The following is a 16726-nucleotide window of genomic DNA, read 5'->3' as shown; positions in this document are numbered from 1 at the left end:
CAGTTTCGTAGTGATCCGTCTCGCGCGGAGTTTGCGTCTCTCTCCACGATGTGCTCCAAATCAGGCCAAATCCAGGGGTCACAGCCCCAGCCAGACCTCCAAACCGACCCGACGACAATTCCCTGTTGTCGGTGTCTTCGTCGTCCTTGTCGACTCGACAAAACCCCCAAATCCAACTCGCCCCCACCAACTCGCCCCCTTAAGGGCCGGGGCGGCGGGGCATGTTGCCCCCGCCCGCCCGGCACGGTGCCCTCGCCGGGCAACTCGCCCCCGATGTGGGGGCGAGTTGGTTTTGCCGCTCTACCTGCGGTTTTGCCGCTTTCCCGGGGCAACTCGCCCCCAACACGCCCCCGGCCACAAGCCCCGCAGCGGCTCATTTTCCGGCTCCCGGCACCTTGATTTCGGCCTTGTTGGCGAACAGAAGGTTCCGCTTTACGGTGCGCTGACCCTCAGAGCGCGGTGTCGGCTGCTCGTACACCACGCCTTCTTCCATCAGGCGGTCTATCTCTTTGCCGATGTCTGCCTTACGCCCGGTCACCATGCGCGATAGCTCGGACTTCGTGTGGACGCCGGGGGTCTTCCACAGTTCCCGAAGAATCCTCAGCGCCAGTTCACCTTCCTGTGGCTGTCCGTTCCGGGTCCCGGTAGACCGAGCGATCGTCCACGACACTTCCCCTACCTCGCCGCGCTCCATCGCCTCGGCCGAAGCCAGCGCCCAGTCCAGGTTCCAGTCGCGCCCTCCCCAGCGGCGCGAGCCGAACTGCACCGTCAGGTTGAACTTGCCGCCGTCCATGTCGGGCTGCTCGCGGTGGCGCTGAAGTATCCAGCTGTCGGCCCACTGCCCCATACCCGCCTGCGCGATGCTGTCCAGGTCTAGGTCGCCCTTGCCTGTCTTGTTGAAGTGATCGGCAATGATGAGAGACGTCTCATTCCCCACCTCGGACTGAAACGCGCTCAGCATCCGCCCGCGCTCGTAAAGGTTCTGCGCCTCCACGCCTGTCGGGTGAAACGCATACAGCGGGTCGATCACGACAAGGCGCGGCTGTAGCTGATCCAGGTGTCCTTTCACCGCCGCTAGAAGCTCGGGGCTGTCTAGCGCGCCCGCCTCAAACACGGTGTAGAGGGGCAGATCGTCCAGCGGCACCCCGTAGGCGCGGGCGATGGTCTGCAACCGCCGCTGATGTTCATCGCGGCCTCCTTCGGCTGCGAAGTACAAGACCGGCCCAGGACTGACGACTTCAAACTCTCCGAAGAACGGTTCCCCGCTGGCAACCGCCACCGACAACGACAGAAGGTTGTACGACTTCAGGGTCTTCTTCTCGCCACTGAGCGGACCAAAGCTATTCAGCGCCCACACGCCCTTGACCATCCACTGCATAGGCGGAATAGCCCCCGACAACGCCGACGCCGGAACAGCCTCAAACCGGACTCGCGCCTCGCTCTCGGTCGCCGGCTCTTCGCCTCGGGTGCGCTGCCATAGACTCTCGCCGCCCACCACGACCGGCGTCCAGCGCGAGCCCGGTCCCCACAAACCTTCGGGACCGAAAGCCTCGCCGGTCTCGTAGTCCATCGCCCAATACTCAGAGTCGCCCGCGACGATCTGCGCGCTACCGTGCTTCGCCTTCTGGAACTCCTCGCGCGCTGTGCGCTCACCACCGCGCTTATCGGCTACGGCGTCCACGTACTCGGCCTCGATCAACCGCAGCGCAGCGTCTACTCCGCGCTCGCCCTTCGCCCCGAGGCGCACCAACCCCATCACCGCGTCACGCATCGCGTCAAAGCGATTCGACCGCTCAGCCACCGCAGTCAGAAACGCATTCAGGTGCGCCAGCACCTTCGGCGTCATCGCGCCGCCACGAAACGATCCCACGATTACGGCGGCGTCCTCGTCGGAACCCTTACGCGTACTCGCAGCGTCGTGCGCTAACCCTGCAAGCCACGTCTCCGGAAGCGCCGGAAGCTCATCCGGCGGGGGTAGCTGTCCGCAGTCGTCGCCGTTCGGCGCAAACGCCTTCACCAGTCCCGCGTCGTGGACACTCGGCGGAGCCACCGAATACCGATGATGACGCTGCACAATCTCGACGCCCGCGCCAAGGACACCGCGCGCAGTCCATCCCCCGGGCACCCGAAAGAACAACTTGCGGCTACCGTCGGTGCGGGCCGTCACCGACCATGTAGCCGGGAGCGCTCCCCACCGCTGTTCGTGTTCGGCCAACGTCAGCGCGCCAGGCTTGCCGTCGTAGCAGTCCACGTCAATCGCGATCACGCCAACCGGCATTCGCGTTGCCAGGTTCAGCCCGTCACCAGTCGCGGCCCAGCGGTCAGCCCACTCGCGGAACGCCTCCTCGTCGGTGACATCGACGCCTCCGTGTCCGGTAACGCCGCCGACCAAAAGAACCTTGCCACCTTCACCGCCAAGCGGGATGGGGTGCCACCCCAGCTGGACCAGAGTCTTCGCGTTCTCCACGAAAGAATCAGGACTTAATCGCCTGTACCGCCTCCCATTGCGGCCAGCGTTAGCATTAGCCTCGATGTTTCGTCGGGGGTCGCCCGGTGTTTGAGGGGCCCGGAGTGGTGGTCTGAGGACCGAATTCCGGGTGTGGGCCGTGTGGTGTTGTCCGAGGCGTCGGTGTGCGTCGGGTTTCACGGCCCCGAGGTGTGACGTCCTTTCTGGTTCGAAGGTTGGTCGGTCTGGTGGTCAGGCCGGCGCTGGAAGTGCTGCAAGCCTTGCTATCCCGTCGAGTAGCAGATCGACGTGCGGAGCGTGGGTGGCCATCTTCATGCGGGTTCGCCGGGCGTGGCGGCTGATCTTGGCTGCGATCGAGAACACGCGGTGGCGCAGTCGCTTGGGTTCCCACCGGCGAGCAGGATGATCGGTGAACGCGAGCATCTGCGTCCAGGCAATCAACTCGCAGGCGAGCATCACGATCGCGCACCAGATCCGGTTCTGATCGAAGCCGTGCAGCGGAAGATTCGTCAGGCCACAGTCTTTGGCGGTACGGACCCGGTCCTCACATCGAGCCCGCCGCCGGTGACGCAGCTCCAGATCAGCGAGTTGGCCACGGACGGTGTTAGTGGCGAACGCGGTCAGCCGCAACCCATCACGGTCGGTGAACCGCAATTGCGCACCCGGGTGCGGCCTCTCTTTCCGGACGATCACGCGCATCCCCTGCGGCCAGCCTGATAGGTCGATCAGCCCGGTCAACTCGGCTACCCACGCTCCGTCGCGTTGCACGCCGTCGGCATCATAGGCCGGGGTCCACGCCTCGGGACTGATCCGGTCAGTCACGGCCGCGGTGGTCTCGGTCAGCCCGAATCCCACCGAATAGGCCAGGTGCCGGCGGGTGAGATAGCCGAGGAACTCGTGGGTGCCGCCGGCCGAGTCGGTGCGCACCAGCACCGACTTGCCGACCCGATACCCCTGCACCGTCGGTAGCTGCTCGAGTGCGGCGGCGGTGACCGTGATGTGATCGGCGGCGGTGTTGGCGCCGGCGTTGCCGGGCCGCAATTGGATCGCCAGGGGTTCGCCAGTGCCCTCGCTACCGTGATCGACAAACGCACATAGCGGGTGGAAACCGAACCCGCGCTTGTAGGTTGGTGCCGCATCCTGTTTCTCCGAGTGCGCGGTCACCACGGTTGCGTCGAGATCGACGATCAGCGGATCGCCAGTATCGGCGTCATGATCGGGGGCGGTGGTGCCGGCTGCTGACCAGCACCCTGCCCGGGCAGCAGCGCGGGCGGAGTTGATGGCCGTCAATGCCGCTGGGGCGTCGGCGGCCAACGCCGAGATCAGTCGTGACACCGTGGGGTCGGAGGCGACCTGACCGAATACCGCGGGGTTGGCGCGCAGTTGGTTGATGTCGGCCAGACAATCACCGCCGATCGCGACCGCCACAGCCAGATCCGTGATGATCTTGCCTGGATCGTGGGTCGCCAGGGGTTTACGCCACGGCGTCAACGCGTCCGATAAATCGGTGGTCAGGCCCGTTTTCTCGGCTGTCCGCAACAACACCGTGGCGCCGGCCTGCGACACCACCCCGGTTCCGGTGCCATCTGCAGACAGCACGGGGTAGGGCGACGTAGACTTACTCACCTGAATGGTGCTCCTCGATCTGGTCCGATTGATGACTTCGCAATCTCAATCATCCCAGGTCAGGGCACCATTCTTCATTCACGACACGAAATCAGCGTGAAAGCACGAGGTTAGTAGGCACGATTGCCTTTCACGTGTAGATGGACCGGAGAATGCCGACCGTCCTGCCCAACAAGACCGGTCAGCGATCCCCGTACATAGTTAGAATCCGTTGCGCCACAACGGAGATAAGCTGTTAGTGATCGGTAGCGCTGATCACAGGAGAAGTCCCCGCTCTCCACGAGGCCCGCTCTTCGCCCAGCGTTGAGCGGGCCTCACCCGTTGAGAAGCCTGGCGGGGTGCCGGTACCGCCTACCGCCGCCGCAAGCCCGCCACGCGAATGCTCAGAGCCCTGGGAAACCGCTCGCATTGGCCGCACTACCGGCGCGGGTACGCCGCACACGACCTCATCGACGATCTCGAACGCCTCCACGAGCCTCACGCCGCGCCTCCGCGACACCAGCCATTCCCGGCCGCGCTCATCAACGGCGATCCGGACACCCCAACGCCAGACGATCTTCTTCACGAAGCCCAACAGAAGGTCCGGATTCTTCGGACACGCCGCCCCCGCCACGATCGCAGTCTTCATCACAACCCCTCTCGTCGCCGGTCCGCCTCATATCCGGTGCGGCGGAAGCGAAGCACTTCGTCCAGAGTGATGACACGGGTAGGCTCGTCGGAGGCGAGACGGATACGGTTCAGACACCGGCCACAGACCGGATACACCCGCGTGATAGCGCCGAAGTACACCGGCAAGAAGTCCCGTAGCCCTCGACGTCGCACATGCGGCCCTTGACGGTTCCGCATAGCCCGCATGTCATGCAGCCGCCGTGGATCAGCGCGAGCATCACTCGCTCCACCGACGAGTGCAGAAGAACTGGCCAGGTCACGACGCCTGTCGCGTACTGCGGCGGATCGTCATAGTCGGGTTGTTCGCCTTGGTGATCCCGGTAGTATGCCCAGTCGTACAACTGAACCGAATGCGCGGGGCGTCCGTTATCTGCCACTCGCTCCACGTAGTTGTCGAATGCGGCTTCTTCGACCGCCAGGTCGTGTGCGCTTCCGGCCTCACACCACAGATCGCGCAGTGCTTCCTTGTTGTAACCGTGCTCGCGATAGGGCTGCCTTTCCCGGTCGGGCGCGTTGCTCTCCAGATACGACATGAGCATCAGAACATCCCTGGCGGTCGGAGACACCGGGGCAAGCTTCCTGTCGAGTTGTGAACGAACCCAAGGAATCTCGAACAAGTGAACATTCGCGTTAGTCCAGTTGCCCGCGTCGAAACTGGCCGCGCTCTGGTCGATGAAATGCTCGTTCACGCGTCCTCCCCGGTCATCCAGGCAAGGGCAGCGCGGCGACTGAAGAGCCCCTTGTTGCCACGGCGGACTCCGCGCAGTTCTTTGCGCAGAACCGCATCGCGGATCATCCGCCTCGTGATGTGGCTATTGATCTCGTGCAGGTAGGCAAACACCTGCGCTTCATCGAGATTGTTGATATCGAGCGGGTCAATCCCTGGGATGCAGGGGGCCGGTTCGACTTGCGTTGTGGTGACGGTAACCGCAGCCGGGTCCACCGCCGAAGTGGCGATACGAGACATATTCGCTCCCGAGATAGTGTCGGGAAGAAACGAGAAAGGCCGAGCACCCTCACATCTCTCCCAGACAAGTTCTGTCTGAAACGATGTGGGACTCGGCCCCTACATCCGGCCACCCCCTGGGTGCGCCGTACGTACAGCTTACCACGCCGCGCATGCGCCACGGCACGATGCACGTAGATCGTTGAGAACCGTTGCAACACAAAGGTGTTACACTGGCCAGCACCGAGAGCAGCGCTCTCCACGGCGTGACAGTCTCCGCCGCTAACTACATACTTCGCGACTCGCAGTCGCGCCACAACTTCACATCCAGTTCGGTAGGGCCGAGCTTCCGTTGACCAGGCGTCACGGATTTCTCGTTTCTCACCGTCCGGTATTCCGGACCATTCCGAATTGGAGTTCACAGCATGTCCACCATCCCTCCCGCCCCGGCGCAGTTCTTCGCGTTCGGTGGCGACAACGCTCGCGGCTACAGCACGCACGGCGACGTCCTCGTCAACAAGACGGCCGACGGCGTTGATCTCAACGTCATTTGGAACGAGGCGAATCAGGTCATGTCGGCCTGGAATCGGAAGCGCACCGCCCTGGCCGCGCTGATCAGCTATCCGACCATCGCCGTCGGGGACGCTATCCCGCAGACCATCGGTGGCGATCATTTTGAGGAAGCCTCGGAATACGGTGAGCCGCAAGGTATCGCGACCGCGCCGGACGCGCTGATCGTCGGCTACAACTGGCGCGACTGGGATCTGGCCACGCGGGCGACGTGGAAATTCCTGCGCAGCGCCACCGCAGAGCAGGTCTACGACCTCGTCAACCGTGCCATGGAGTCGGACAACCGGCTCATCACCGGGACACTGTTGCGGCGGCTTTTCGATCCGGCTCCCGTCCTCAACGAGATGGGCCAGACGTGTTACGGCCTCTACACGGGCACGGACGGGATCACCCCGCCGTCGTTCGCAGGGCAAGACTTCCCGGCGAGCACGAGTCACTACCTCGTCAGCGGCAATACCGCGCTCGATCCCGGCGATCTCACCGACGCGATCAATCAGGTCACGTCCAAGGGCTTCGGCATCGACGGCGCTTCGCGGCTGATCGTGCTGTGCAACCCCAAGGAAGCTGAGATCATCTCGACTTTCCGCGCTGGCCAGGTGACCAACAGCGTCGAGTCCAAGTACGACTTCATCCCGTCGAACAGTTCCATCCCGTACCTCACGAGCGAGACGGTGGTCGGCCAGATCGCGCCCGCCGAGTGGTCCGGGCTGGAGGTGAGCGGCTCGTACGGTCCGGCGTGGATCGTGCCGAGTTACTTTCTGCCGCAGGGCTACATCGCCGTTGTGGCAACCGGCGGCGCGAACAGCGGCGTCAACCCGGTTGCGTTCCGGCAGCACGCCAACAGCGCGTACCGGGGTTTGCGCATGATCCCCGGCAAAGACCAGCGCTACCCGCTGCAGGATTCGTTCTTCCAGCGCTCGTTTGGCACGGGCGTCCGCTATCGGGGTGCAGCGTGCATCGTGCAGGTCAAAGCTTCGGGCGCGTACGAAGCTCCTACCTGGAACTGGAAGTAGCGGCGACATGTCGGCCAAGTCCGAGTTCGAGTCGGAGATGTCCTGGGGTGCCGGTTTGGTGCCTCAGGGCCTCGAAGACGCGCCACCGAGCCATGGCGGTCGTTATCAGGGCAAGGCTCCCAGGGTCGACGCGAAGACTGCCGACGGCTTGCGATCCCTCGGTGAAGAAATGGCGCAGCGCCGAGCGTTGCGCAATCAACCGGGGCCGTCATGATAGCGCGCAACTACATCCGCGATAGTCGGGGCCGCTTCGCGGCGACGCCCGGTAAGCGGGTGCTCAGCGCTCTGGACGAAGCCGAGGCCGCGCTACGGCGCGCGGAGGACGGCGTTACCGAGATCGCGGCGGCTCGTCGGACAGCCAGGGCGCAGCGTAAGCGCACGGTTCGTCGGGCTGCTCTCGCGGGCGCGGCTGTCGGGTTTCTGGCTCCAGCGCCGCGAGCGGTGCCTCACACCATTCCGGCGTCGGCGGCGTACGTAGCCGCGACGACAGTGTCTGGATACAAGATGGGCCGGAGCCTCGGCACCATGAAAACTCGGTACCGATCGCCGGCCGGAACCCGGTTGAAGCGTTGAGATGCCGCTACCTACCCCACGGCCCCCGGCGCACCCCGCAACACGGCCCACCGAGAGCTCAACCACCCCAGACAGGCCGCAGCGCGGCCACCAAGCAGGCGGGTTGAACGCCCAACCCGTCGACAACTACGAGGGCTGCCCTCCCTCGTAGATGGACGTCCCCGAACCCCAAGCCGGGGCGTCCTCACCGAGACCCCGTCTCACCGACCCGTCCTGGTCCGGTGAGGCGGGGTTCTCGCTATTCGATAGGTAGACCGTCCATCAAGCGCCCTGGCGTCGTACCCAGGCCAGCGGCGATCTTCAAGACCGATTCCAGGCGAAGGCTGCGCTGACCGCGCTCGACCCGACCGAGGTACGTGAAATGGATACCGATGTGATCGGCAGCGACTTCCTGGCTCCAACCGAGTTCGTGCCGCCGTGCGCGCACGCGCTCACCAAACGCCGCGAGCGTGGCGTTGTGGGGAGGTTTGACGTCGGCGGACACGGTCACCTACCCCATACGGCGAGAGCCAAACGGTCCAGAGCCAGACGGTCGTAGTCGCTGGTGGTGTTAGATATCGGTCAAACCGACAAAACGAAGGAGATGCGCATGGACACGGCAACGACAGGAGCTAGCGATGGGTGGAGTTGATACCGCGTCCGACTGGACGGCGATGTTTCTTCTGTTCTGGGTTGTGAGTTGTTTCGTGCTGTGCCTCGTCGTGGGCTACCTCGCCGGAAAGAAGAACCGCGATCAAGCCGGATGGGCGCTCGCTGGATTCTTCTTCGGGTGGATAGCGCTCCTCGTCATCGTGCTCCTGCCCGCGCAAGTGAAGGTCCCCACGGGGTTGCGCTCGGTTGTCTGTCCGCGATGCAACGCCCAGCAGAACGTCCCCGCCGACTCGCCGTCGTACGAGTGCTGGCAGTGCAAGTTGGCCGTCACCGGCTCCTGACGCACACCCCCTTGAGCCCGGAATCGTCACGGCGGTTCCGGGCTCTCTCATACACTCCCCAGACACTCCACCTGGTGTAACTACGGGGTGTTTATGGACCGCCCACGACCCACCCCGTACCGCGTGTAAACCGCGCCAAAGTGCCCGTTACGCAGCGCATATGGAGTGATCACGAACCGTTTCGACGCAGGTAGATCGAACGCCCGTTTGGCCGCCGAAACACGTTCCCAAGCTGAGTACGCGAGTTAGATTCGCGCCATCGGCTCTACCATCACCGCAGGTCGAGCGAATTCGATCAGGCGAACACCCGAACCGCAAAACCACATCCCCGTGCTGTGCGCCCCCCTCGTCGACAGCGCACTCGCAACGATGCGACGAAGACAGACTCGATCCCACGATCCAAGCGGCCTCCGCATGCTCGGGGCATGCAGAAGCGGTCAGTACCGCATGGCCCCATCGTCCACGACCTCATGCGTGCCGCACGTCTGGCGCCCCCTCCGTACTCACCTCGAGCGCACAGCACTACCGTTTCCTATCCCAAACTTTCTTGCTTTCAAGCAATTTCGTTGCAGTCCCCGCCGCAGCGACCGGGGTATACCCGACACATTCACGTCCTCGGCGGGACCGTCGACCATGCGCCGCCCAGGCGGTGTTCGCACAGATACTGGCACGGGTGTACTTCAACCAGACCAATCTCTTTGTCGAGTATCCACTTTGGCAAACCTCTGTGGTTACATGACGACGCTGCGGGTTCGCTGCAGCCGATTACTAGGGGGATGAATGAGGCGCTTCGCGTCGATTCTGGGCTTGCTCGCCGCAGCCATGGTCACTTTGCTCGTGGTTCCGTCGGGGACGGCCCACGCAGATCCTGCGGCATCGCGGGCCGCACTGAACGGCGGGGCCGCGAAGGTGTCGCTGGGCGGAGCCGATTACGGCTCCATCATCGTCGAGCTCGCCCACGGCAGCCACTTCCGGCAGGCGGGCAACTCGCTGCATGTCGTCAACGCCTCGGGTGTCACCACCGAGACCATCGACCTCGCGCACTTCGCCGCCGCCGACCAGGTCGTGCCGCTCAAGGCGACCCTCTCGGCCGACGGCACCGTCGCGGATCTGGTGCCGCAGGCGACCAGGCACGAGGTGGCCAACAAGAAGCCACAGCGACTGACCAAGGCGCAGGCCTATGACGACATGATCCGCAAGGCCAACAACAACTGGAGCTGCGCCGCGCCGACGGTCATCGCCGGCGCCGTGATCGGCGGCCTCATCGGATTGTTCGTCATCGTCGGTTGGGTCATCGGCGCCGGAATCGGTGCGGTGATCGGCGCCGACATCGGTTACGGCAACTGCGGTAAGGGCAAGGCCAAGGGCGAGACGGTCCGCGCCTTCTGGACCTGGTGGAACACTCCGTAGCCCAGTTCTTCTCTACGCCGGATCGATCGGTTCGATCTCTGGGGCGTGTCCTCCATCGAGGGCACGCCCCAGTTCTGTCTCACGACCGCACCGTCACACCCTCTCGTACACGCGCTCCCGCAGCGGCAGTCCGGTGTAGTTCTCCGCGATCAGCGTCCGGCCGGCATCGGAGCTCGTCACGGTGTCCAGTTCCGCCTCCTGTCGCCTGATGTCGAACGGCGACGCGTCGGGTGCGGTGTGCAGCATCGTCGACATCCACCACGAGAAGTGCTGTGCCCGCCACACGCGGGGAAGCACCGCAGCGGTGTACCCGTCGAGTCCTCGCCGATCCCCCGACACCAGGAATCCGGTCATGGCATCGGCCAGGACCCACACGTCGGCCATCGCGAGATTCATGCCTTTCGCACCGGTCGGCGGAACGGTGTGTGCGGCGTCGCCGGCGAGGAACAACCGGCCGGACTGCATCGGCTCACACACGAAACTGCGGAACGGCAGAACACTTTTGGCGAAGATCGCACCCTCCCGGACCTCAGCGCCGGGTCCGTCCACCCGTCGGTGCAGCTCGTCCCAGATCCGTGCATCGGACCAGTCCTCGACGGTGTCGTCGACCGAGACCTGGAGGTAGTGCCGCTGCACCGTCTCGGTGCGGGTGCTGCAGAGCGCGAAACCGCTGGGGCTGTGGGCGTAGATGAGCTCGTCGGAGGTACGGGGCGCTTCGGCGAGTGTGCCGAACCACACGAACGGGTACTGCCGGAAGTAGTCGGTTCTCACCGCCGGCTCGGGGATGAGGTTCCTTGTGGCGGTGCGCGATCCGTCGCACCCGGCGACGAGTTCACACTCGAGGCGTTGCCTCTGGCCATCGCCGTCGACGAAGGTGATGAACGGCCGGCTTCCGGTGTGCTCGTGCACCTCGACGTCGCCGACCCCGAACCGGATGTCCCCACCGTCGGCGAGGCGGCGCGCGATCAGGTCGATCAGCACCTCGTGTTGGGGATAGACGGTGACCGCCCGGCCCGTGAGCGCCTCGAAGTCGATCCGGCGCCCTTGGCCGGCGAACCTGATCTTGGTTCCGGTGTGCCGGTGTCCCTCGGCGAGTAGGCGATCGCCGACACCGGCCTCGACCAGCAGGTCGACCGTGTTCTGCTCGAGAATCCCCGCGCGGATCGTGCCCTCCACCTCCTCCCGGCTGCGGGCCTCCAGGACGACGGACTCGATACCCTGCAGATGGAGAAGGTGCGCGAGCATCAGTCCGGCGGGACCGGCCCCGACGATGCCGACTCGGGTGCGGATCGGGGGAACATTCACGGGACACTCCTTGATCGGAAATTGCGATTGAAAAGCATGTTCGCGGATTCGGCAGGCCGGACAACAGGTAGTTTTCGATGAGTGAAAACCTCTGACGTTCCCTCCGGGATGCTCGAGCGGGCCGTGCTGCTTTTCGAACTCTTCAGCCCGCAGCACCCACGTCAGACGATCAGTGAGCTCGCGGCCGGCTCCGGCCTCCCGATACCGACCGTGTTCCGCATCTGCCGCGAACTCACCCGGCTCGGGCTGCTCGAGCGCGGCGACGATTCCCGCTTCCAGATCGGCCTGCGGGTCTGGGAGATCGGGACCGGAGCACCCCGTGCCCACGAGTTGCGGTCGGTGGCAATGCCGTTCATGGAGGACCTGCACGACATCACCCGGCAGAACGTGCAACTGGTGGTCCGTGACCACCTCGAGGCCGTCTACCTGGAACGCCTGTCCAGTCACGACGCCGTCGGGCTGGTCGGACGCATGGGTGGACGGCTACCCCTACACGCCTCCAGCGGTGGTCTCGTCCTGCTGGCGCACGCCGATCAGGACATCTACGACGCCGTGCTCGCGGCGGGCCTGCGCGCGTTCACCCCGCACACGATCACCGACGAGCCGACGCTGCGCACCCTGCTCGCCGAGATCCGCCGGACCGGCATCGTCGTCGCCCGCCAGTACCTGAACCAGGGCACCCTCGCGATCGCCGCACCGATCCGCCGCGGCCCCACGGTGGTCGCAGCCCTGTCGGTGGTGGTCCCCCTCGACACCGACAGCACTCCCCTCACCACGGCGCTACAGACCGCCGGCCGCGCGATCTCACGCGGATTGTCTTGACCGTCGATCCGCATCGGTAGTGTTCTACCCCTTGGTATTTCGCCACCGTCAAGCCGAATGGCGCCTTGGCAGATGCCCGACAACAGCGACGCGGTGGGCCCGGAACCGTCGGCAGTTCCGGGCCCACTCGCTGATCGGCCGTCCATGCGCTCCCCGAAGGCACGGAAGGATCTACCCCTTCGTGTTGCGCACCAGCTTCTTGTTCGCGAATTCGTCGATACCGAAGCGTGCGAGTTCACGGCCGATGCCGGATGCCTTCACTCCACCGAACGGCAGATCCGGTGCCGACCTGCTCGTCGAGTTGATCCACACCATCCCGGTCTCGAGTTCGGCGGCGACGTGCGCAGCCGTGTCCGGGTCGCCGGTGAACACGCTGGACGACAAACCGAACGGTGAATCGTTGGCCAGATCGATTGCTTCCTTTACGGATCCGATACGGTGCACCACCGCGACCGGGCCGAAGAGTTCCTCGGCGTAGGCGCGCATGTCGGGGGTGACCGCGGTGAGCACGGTCGGCGGATAGAAGGCGCCCGATCTGCGGCGGAATCCGTCCACCAGGACTTCGGCCCCCTGATCGACGGCATCGACGACGAGACCGTCGAGTTCATCGGCCGCCGACTCCGACGACAACGGCCCGAGCATCGTCTCGGGATCGGTCGGTTCACCAGGCGCCCATCCCTCGGTGGCCGCGATGAACTTGCTGACGAACTCGTCATACACATCGGTGTGCACGAGAAGCCGTTTCGATGCTGTGCAGGCCTGCCCTCCGTTGGCATAGCGTCCGACCGCCGCCGCGCCCGCAGCCGCATCGACGTCGGCGTCATCGAGGACGATGAACGGATCCGAACCGCCGAGTTCGAGAACGCACTTCTTCATGTGCCGGCCGGCAACCTCCCCGACCGCAGACCCGGCCCGCTCCGATCCCGTCAGCGACACACCTTGCACGCGTGGGTCGGCGATGGCCAGCGCGACCTGATCGGATGAGATGAAAGCGTTGAGGTAGCCGCCATCGGGCAGCCCCGCCTCCGACAGAATCCGTTGTACGGCAAGTGCCGACTGGGGGCAGTTCCGGGCATGTTTGAGGATGATCGTATTGCCCAGCACGAGGTTCGGCGCCGCGAACCGGGCCACCTGGTAGTACGGGTAGTTCCACGGCATCACGCCGACGAGCGGACCGATGGCCTCGGTCCGGACAACAGCGGTCCCCGGGCCACTGATGTCCAGATGCTCGTCGGCGAGCAGGTCGTCGGCGCGCTCGGCGTAGTACGCGTAGATCGACGCGACCAGTTCCACCTCTCCTCTTGCCTGCGCGATCGGCTTGCCCATCTCGAGCGTGAGGATCTTGGCGAGGTCGTCGGCCTGTTCTCGGTGCAGTTCGGCGACGCGGGACAGCACCACGCGACGATCGGCGAGCGGCGTGCGGCGCCATGACCGGTAGGTGGTTGCACTGAGCCCGATGAGCTCGTCGAGTTGGGCATTCGAGATCTCCGGGAACTCGGCGACCAACTCGCCGGTGGCCGGATCGATCGTCGTGTACGAGCCCATGTGTTCTCCTCGTGGTTCGTTCGGGCGGGTTCGGGCGCGAGGATCTCACGCCCGAACCCACATCAAGACAATGTTTTTCGGATTCTGGTGAGGTCAGACCACAGCGGCCGCAGCCGGCAACAGGTCGAAACCGCGATAGTCGTCGGCAGCGATGTCGGCGAGGGTCGCACGGTAGTTGGCCAGTCCCCCGAGGTAGAACAGGACGCTGCGCTTCTTCCCGGGGATGTTCGCTCCGAAGATCCACGAGTCGACCTTGGTGAACACGGTGGCACCCGCGATCTCGGTACAGGTTTCGGTCCACTGCGCTTCGGATTCGGCAGTGGGTTCGATCGCCCGAATCCCGTTGGCCGCGGCATAGCGGATCGTGTCGGCGATCCATTCGACCTGCGTCTCGATACTGGGCGGCAGGTTGGTGAAGGGGCCGTTGGGTCCGAGCACCATGAACCAGTTGGGGAAGTTGGTCGTGGCCACACCGAGGTAGCTGGTGGGTTGGCCGGCCCAGTGGTCGTTGATGTCGATGCCATCGCGTCCACGGATCTCGATGCGCCGATAGTTTCCGTCCACGGCGTCGAAACCGGTGGCGAAGACGAGGGTGTCGAGCTCGTGCAACACACCGTCTTCGGTGATGACCCCGTCGGCCACGACCTCGCGAATGGGATTCTCCTTGATCGCCACCGCCTCGACATTCGGGCGGTTGAACACGGCGTGGTAGTGGTCGTCGCAGAGCGGGCGGCGGGCGAACAGCCCGGTGGGCATCAGTTTCCGCGCGGTCTCGGGGTCCTCGATGATCCCGGCGATCTTCTCGCGGATGAAGGCGGCGGCGGTCTCGTTGGCCTGCTCGTCGGTGGCGATGTCACCGAAGGTGCCGAACATGAAGCGGAATCCGCCACCGTACTCCCAGGCCTCCTGATAGATCCGCCGACGCTCCTCCTCCGACACGCTCATCGCCGGAACCGTGCTCTCCTCGAAGCCGAAGGCGACCGCGGAGTTCTTGACCTGATGCCAGATGGCGTCGTAGTCCGCCTTGATCTCGTCGATGTGTTCGCTGGTCACCGGCCGCTTGCCGACCGGGACCGAGTACTGCGGGGTCCGCACGAAGACCGTGAGATGCTCCACCTCCGGTGCCATCGCGGTGATCACCTGCTGTCCGGTGGAGCCGGTTCCGATCACACCGACGCGACAGCCGGCCAGACTAACTCCCTCAGGCCACGCGCCGGTGTGGATGGTCTGGCCGGCGAAGCGGTCCAGGCCTGGCAGTTGCGGGACGTTGATGGCCGAGAGCAGGCCGACAGCATTGATCACATACGTGGCGCGATAGACCTCGCCGCCTCCGGTGGTCACGTCCCACAGGTTGTCGTCGTCGGAGTAGACCGCTGACACGACCTCGGTGCCGAATCGGAAGTGGCGGGCCAGATCGAACCGCTCGACGACGCCCTCGAGGTAGTCGAGGATCTCGGGCTGGGTGACGTAGGTGTTCGCCCAGGTGCCGTCGGCGAGGAGCTCCGGATCGAAAGAGTAACGGTATACATGGGATTCGGTATCGGAGAGTGCGCCAGGGTAGCGATTCCAGTACCAGGTACCGCCGGGACCGCCGGCCTTGTCGAAGCCGACTACCGACAGCCCCTGCTCGTTGGCGAGCTTGTGCATGGCGTAGATTCCGCCGAAACCGGCACCGATGATCACCGCGTCGACGGTGTGGACGGATCGAGCATTCATGATTGTTCCTCGGGGTGTTCGCATCCGGTTGCCGAATGCAGGTTTACGGGTGAAAGATGTTGGGAACAGCAGGATTTCTCAACGGCTGTTCTCGCCGGGTGTCACGCTCAGGCCTTGATCCACTTGGCGATCTGCTCGAACTCGGTATCGACGAGATCCGAACGGCCGGCCAGGAACTGGTAGACGTGCTGCTGCCCCTCGCCAATCGACAGGGTCACATCGACGCCTGCGGCACGAGCGCGGTCGGCCAACCGAGTGGCGTTGTCCAACAGCGATTCGACACTCCCGGCGGTGATGAAGAGCCGAGGGAAGTCGACGAAGTCGGCGTACAGCGGATTGGCGAGCGGAGTGGTGCGATCCACCGCATCGCCGAGCACACCGGCGATCATCCCCTCCAACAGTTCGGGTGTGATCAGCGCGTCGGTGTCGTTGTTGGTCACCAGGGTCTCGCCCATGTTCTCCATGTCGAGCCAGGGCGAGAAGGCGATGACCTGTCCGGGACCTGCCTTGTCCTGGTCACGCAACGACAAGGCGATCGCGATCGCCAGATTGCCGCCCGCCGAGTCACCGATCGTGGTGATATCGGCCGGTGCGATTCCCGACGCGACAAGCGCGTCGAACACGCTGACACCGTCCTCGACCTGGGCGGGGTGCTGGTATTCGGGGGCGCGGCGGTAGTCGAGGACAAAGCCCACCATCCCGAGCGCCTTCGCGACGTGACCGGCCAGTTTCCGGTGGCTGGCGGCGGAGCCGACCGCAAAGCCGCCTCCGTGCATGTACAGCAGGACCTTGCTGGGGTCCGCATCCGTCGGCTGCACCCAGATCCCGGGGACACCCCCGACGACGTCCTCCCGGTAGGTGACACCCTCCGGTTCCACGGTGGGCTGATGCCATTCGTCGAAGATCGAACGGAACAACCGCATGGTGAGTTCGGTCGACGACATGATCTCCGACCAGTCCCGGTAGAGGTCGCTCAGGACGTCACTCCGGCCATGATCCACTGCGGTGGGGCCGCTCGCTGCGGAGTTGTTGTTGCTCATGATGATGCCCTCGGGGTTCTGCGGACCGTCCACGGCCCGGATGTGTTGGCCATCGTCGGTGATGTCTGAATGTGATCGGCACCACCTCGATG

At 64.6% G+C, this 16726-nt stretch carries 14 protein-coding genes; 4 read left to right on the top strand and 10 right to left on the bottom strand.

Annotation, left to right across the window (positions count from 1 at the left end; translation table 11 throughout):
• Nucleotides 1-373: 373 nt before the first annotated feature.
• From Q9K23_RS16095 to Q9K23_RS16075, 5 genes are all read right to left on the bottom strand, one after another.
• Complete coding sequence (locus Q9K23_RS16095) at nucleotides 374-2467, bottom strand: AAA family ATPase (protein ID WP_053778689.1); 2094 nt, start codon at nucleotides 2465-2467, stop codon at nucleotides 374-376.
• Between the two features lie 231 nt (nucleotides 2468-2698).
• The gene (locus Q9K23_RS16090) at nucleotides 2699-4093 is read right to left on the bottom strand and encodes an IS1380 family transposase (protein WP_305950200.1); all 1395 of its coding nucleotides are present in this window, start codon (nucleotides 4091-4093) and stop codon (nucleotides 2699-2701) included.
• 235 nt (nucleotides 4094-4328) lie between these two features.
• Nucleotides 4329-4721, bottom strand: a complete 393-nt coding sequence (locus tag Q9K23_RS16085; RefSeq protein WP_152972876.1) for a hypothetical protein — start codon at nucleotides 4719-4721, stop codon at nucleotides 4329-4331.
• Between the two features lie 109 nt (nucleotides 4722-4830).
• Nucleotides 4831-5451 (bottom strand): hypothetical protein, encoded by a 621-nt coding sequence (locus Q9K23_RS16080; protein ID WP_053778363.1) that lies wholly within the window; start codon nucleotides 5449-5451, stop codon nucleotides 4831-4833.
• Complete coding sequence (locus Q9K23_RS16075) at nucleotides 5448-5729, bottom strand: hypothetical protein (protein WP_053778362.1); 282 nt, start codon at nucleotides 5727-5729, stop codon at nucleotides 5448-5450. The genes Q9K23_RS16080 and Q9K23_RS16075 overlap by 4 nt, the downstream gene beginning before the upstream one ends.
• Nucleotides 5730-6133: 404 nt before the next feature.
• On the opposite strand from Q9K23_RS16075, the gene Q9K23_RS16070 reads away from it, so the two are divergent.
• Nucleotides 6134-7291 (top strand): hypothetical protein, encoded by a 1158-nt coding sequence (locus tag Q9K23_RS16070; RefSeq protein WP_020790022.1) that lies wholly within the window; start codon nucleotides 6134-6136, stop codon nucleotides 7289-7291.
• 811 nt (nucleotides 7292-8102) lie between these two features.
• Here the strand turns inward: Q9K23_RS16070 and Q9K23_RS16065 are convergent.
• Nucleotides 8103-8348, bottom strand: coding sequence for a helix-turn-helix transcriptional regulator (locus Q9K23_RS16065; RefSeq protein ID WP_053778378.1), 246 nt, complete (start codon nucleotides 8346-8348; stop codon nucleotides 8103-8105).
• Nucleotides 8349-8481: 133 nt separating this feature from the next.
• On the opposite strand from Q9K23_RS16065, the gene Q9K23_RS16060 reads away from it, so the two are divergent.
• Together Q9K23_RS16060 and Q9K23_RS16055 are read left to right on the top strand one after the other, a co-directional pair.
• Nucleotides 8482-8796, top strand: a complete 315-nt coding sequence (locus tag Q9K23_RS16060) for a hypothetical protein (RefSeq protein WP_020790028.1) — start codon at nucleotides 8482-8484, stop codon at nucleotides 8794-8796.
• 780 nt (nucleotides 8797-9576) lie between these two features.
• Nucleotides 9577-10206 (top strand): hypothetical protein, encoded by a 630-nt coding sequence (locus Q9K23_RS16055; RefSeq protein WP_020790026.1) that lies wholly within the window; start codon nucleotides 9577-9579, stop codon nucleotides 10204-10206.
• Nucleotides 10207-10299: 93 nt separating this feature from the next.
• On the opposite strand, the gene Q9K23_RS16050 is transcribed toward Q9K23_RS16055, so the two are convergent.
• Entirely contained in the window at nucleotides 10300-11496 is a 1197-nt protein-coding gene (locus Q9K23_RS16050; RefSeq protein WP_082366065.1) for a 4-hydroxybenzoate 3-monooxygenase, read from the bottom strand.
• 123 nt (nucleotides 11497-11619) lie between these two features.
• On the opposite strand from Q9K23_RS16050, the gene Q9K23_RS16045 reads away from it, so the two are divergent.
• On the top strand, nucleotides 11620-12333 hold the full coding sequence (locus tag Q9K23_RS16045) for an IclR family transcriptional regulator (protein WP_020790029.1): 714 nt from the start codon (nucleotides 11620-11622) through the stop codon (nucleotides 12331-12333).
• Between the two features lie 171 nt (nucleotides 12334-12504).
• On the opposite strand, the gene Q9K23_RS16040 is transcribed toward Q9K23_RS16045, so the two are convergent.
• The 3 genes from Q9K23_RS16040 to Q9K23_RS16030 form a co-directional block, all read right to left on the bottom strand.
• Entirely contained in the window at nucleotides 12505-13878 is a 1374-nt protein-coding gene (locus tag Q9K23_RS16040; RefSeq protein ID WP_020790023.1) for an NAD-dependent succinate-semialdehyde dehydrogenase, read from the bottom strand.
• A gap of 93 nt (nucleotides 13879-13971) precedes the next feature.
• Nucleotides 13972-15594 (bottom strand): NAD(P)/FAD-dependent oxidoreductase, encoded by a 1623-nt coding sequence (locus Q9K23_RS16035; RefSeq protein ID WP_053778360.1) that lies wholly within the window; start codon nucleotides 15592-15594, stop codon nucleotides 13972-13974.
• A gap of 107 nt (nucleotides 15595-15701) precedes the next feature.
• Nucleotides 15702-16667: an alpha/beta hydrolase gene (locus Q9K23_RS16030; RefSeq protein WP_261978071.1), complete on the bottom strand. Its 966-nt coding sequence runs from the start codon at nucleotides 16665-16667 to the stop codon at nucleotides 15702-15704.
• Nucleotides 16668-16726 lie beyond the last annotated feature (59 nt).

Origin of the sequence: Gordonia sp. NB41Y (genome assembly GCF_030718915.1) — a bacterium.
Lineage (GTDB): Bacteria > Actinomycetota > Actinomycetes > Mycobacteriales > Mycobacteriaceae > Gordonia > Gordonia desulfuricans.
Note: the sequence above shows the minus strand (reverse complement) of the source record. Positions and strands in the feature narration are given on the sequence as shown.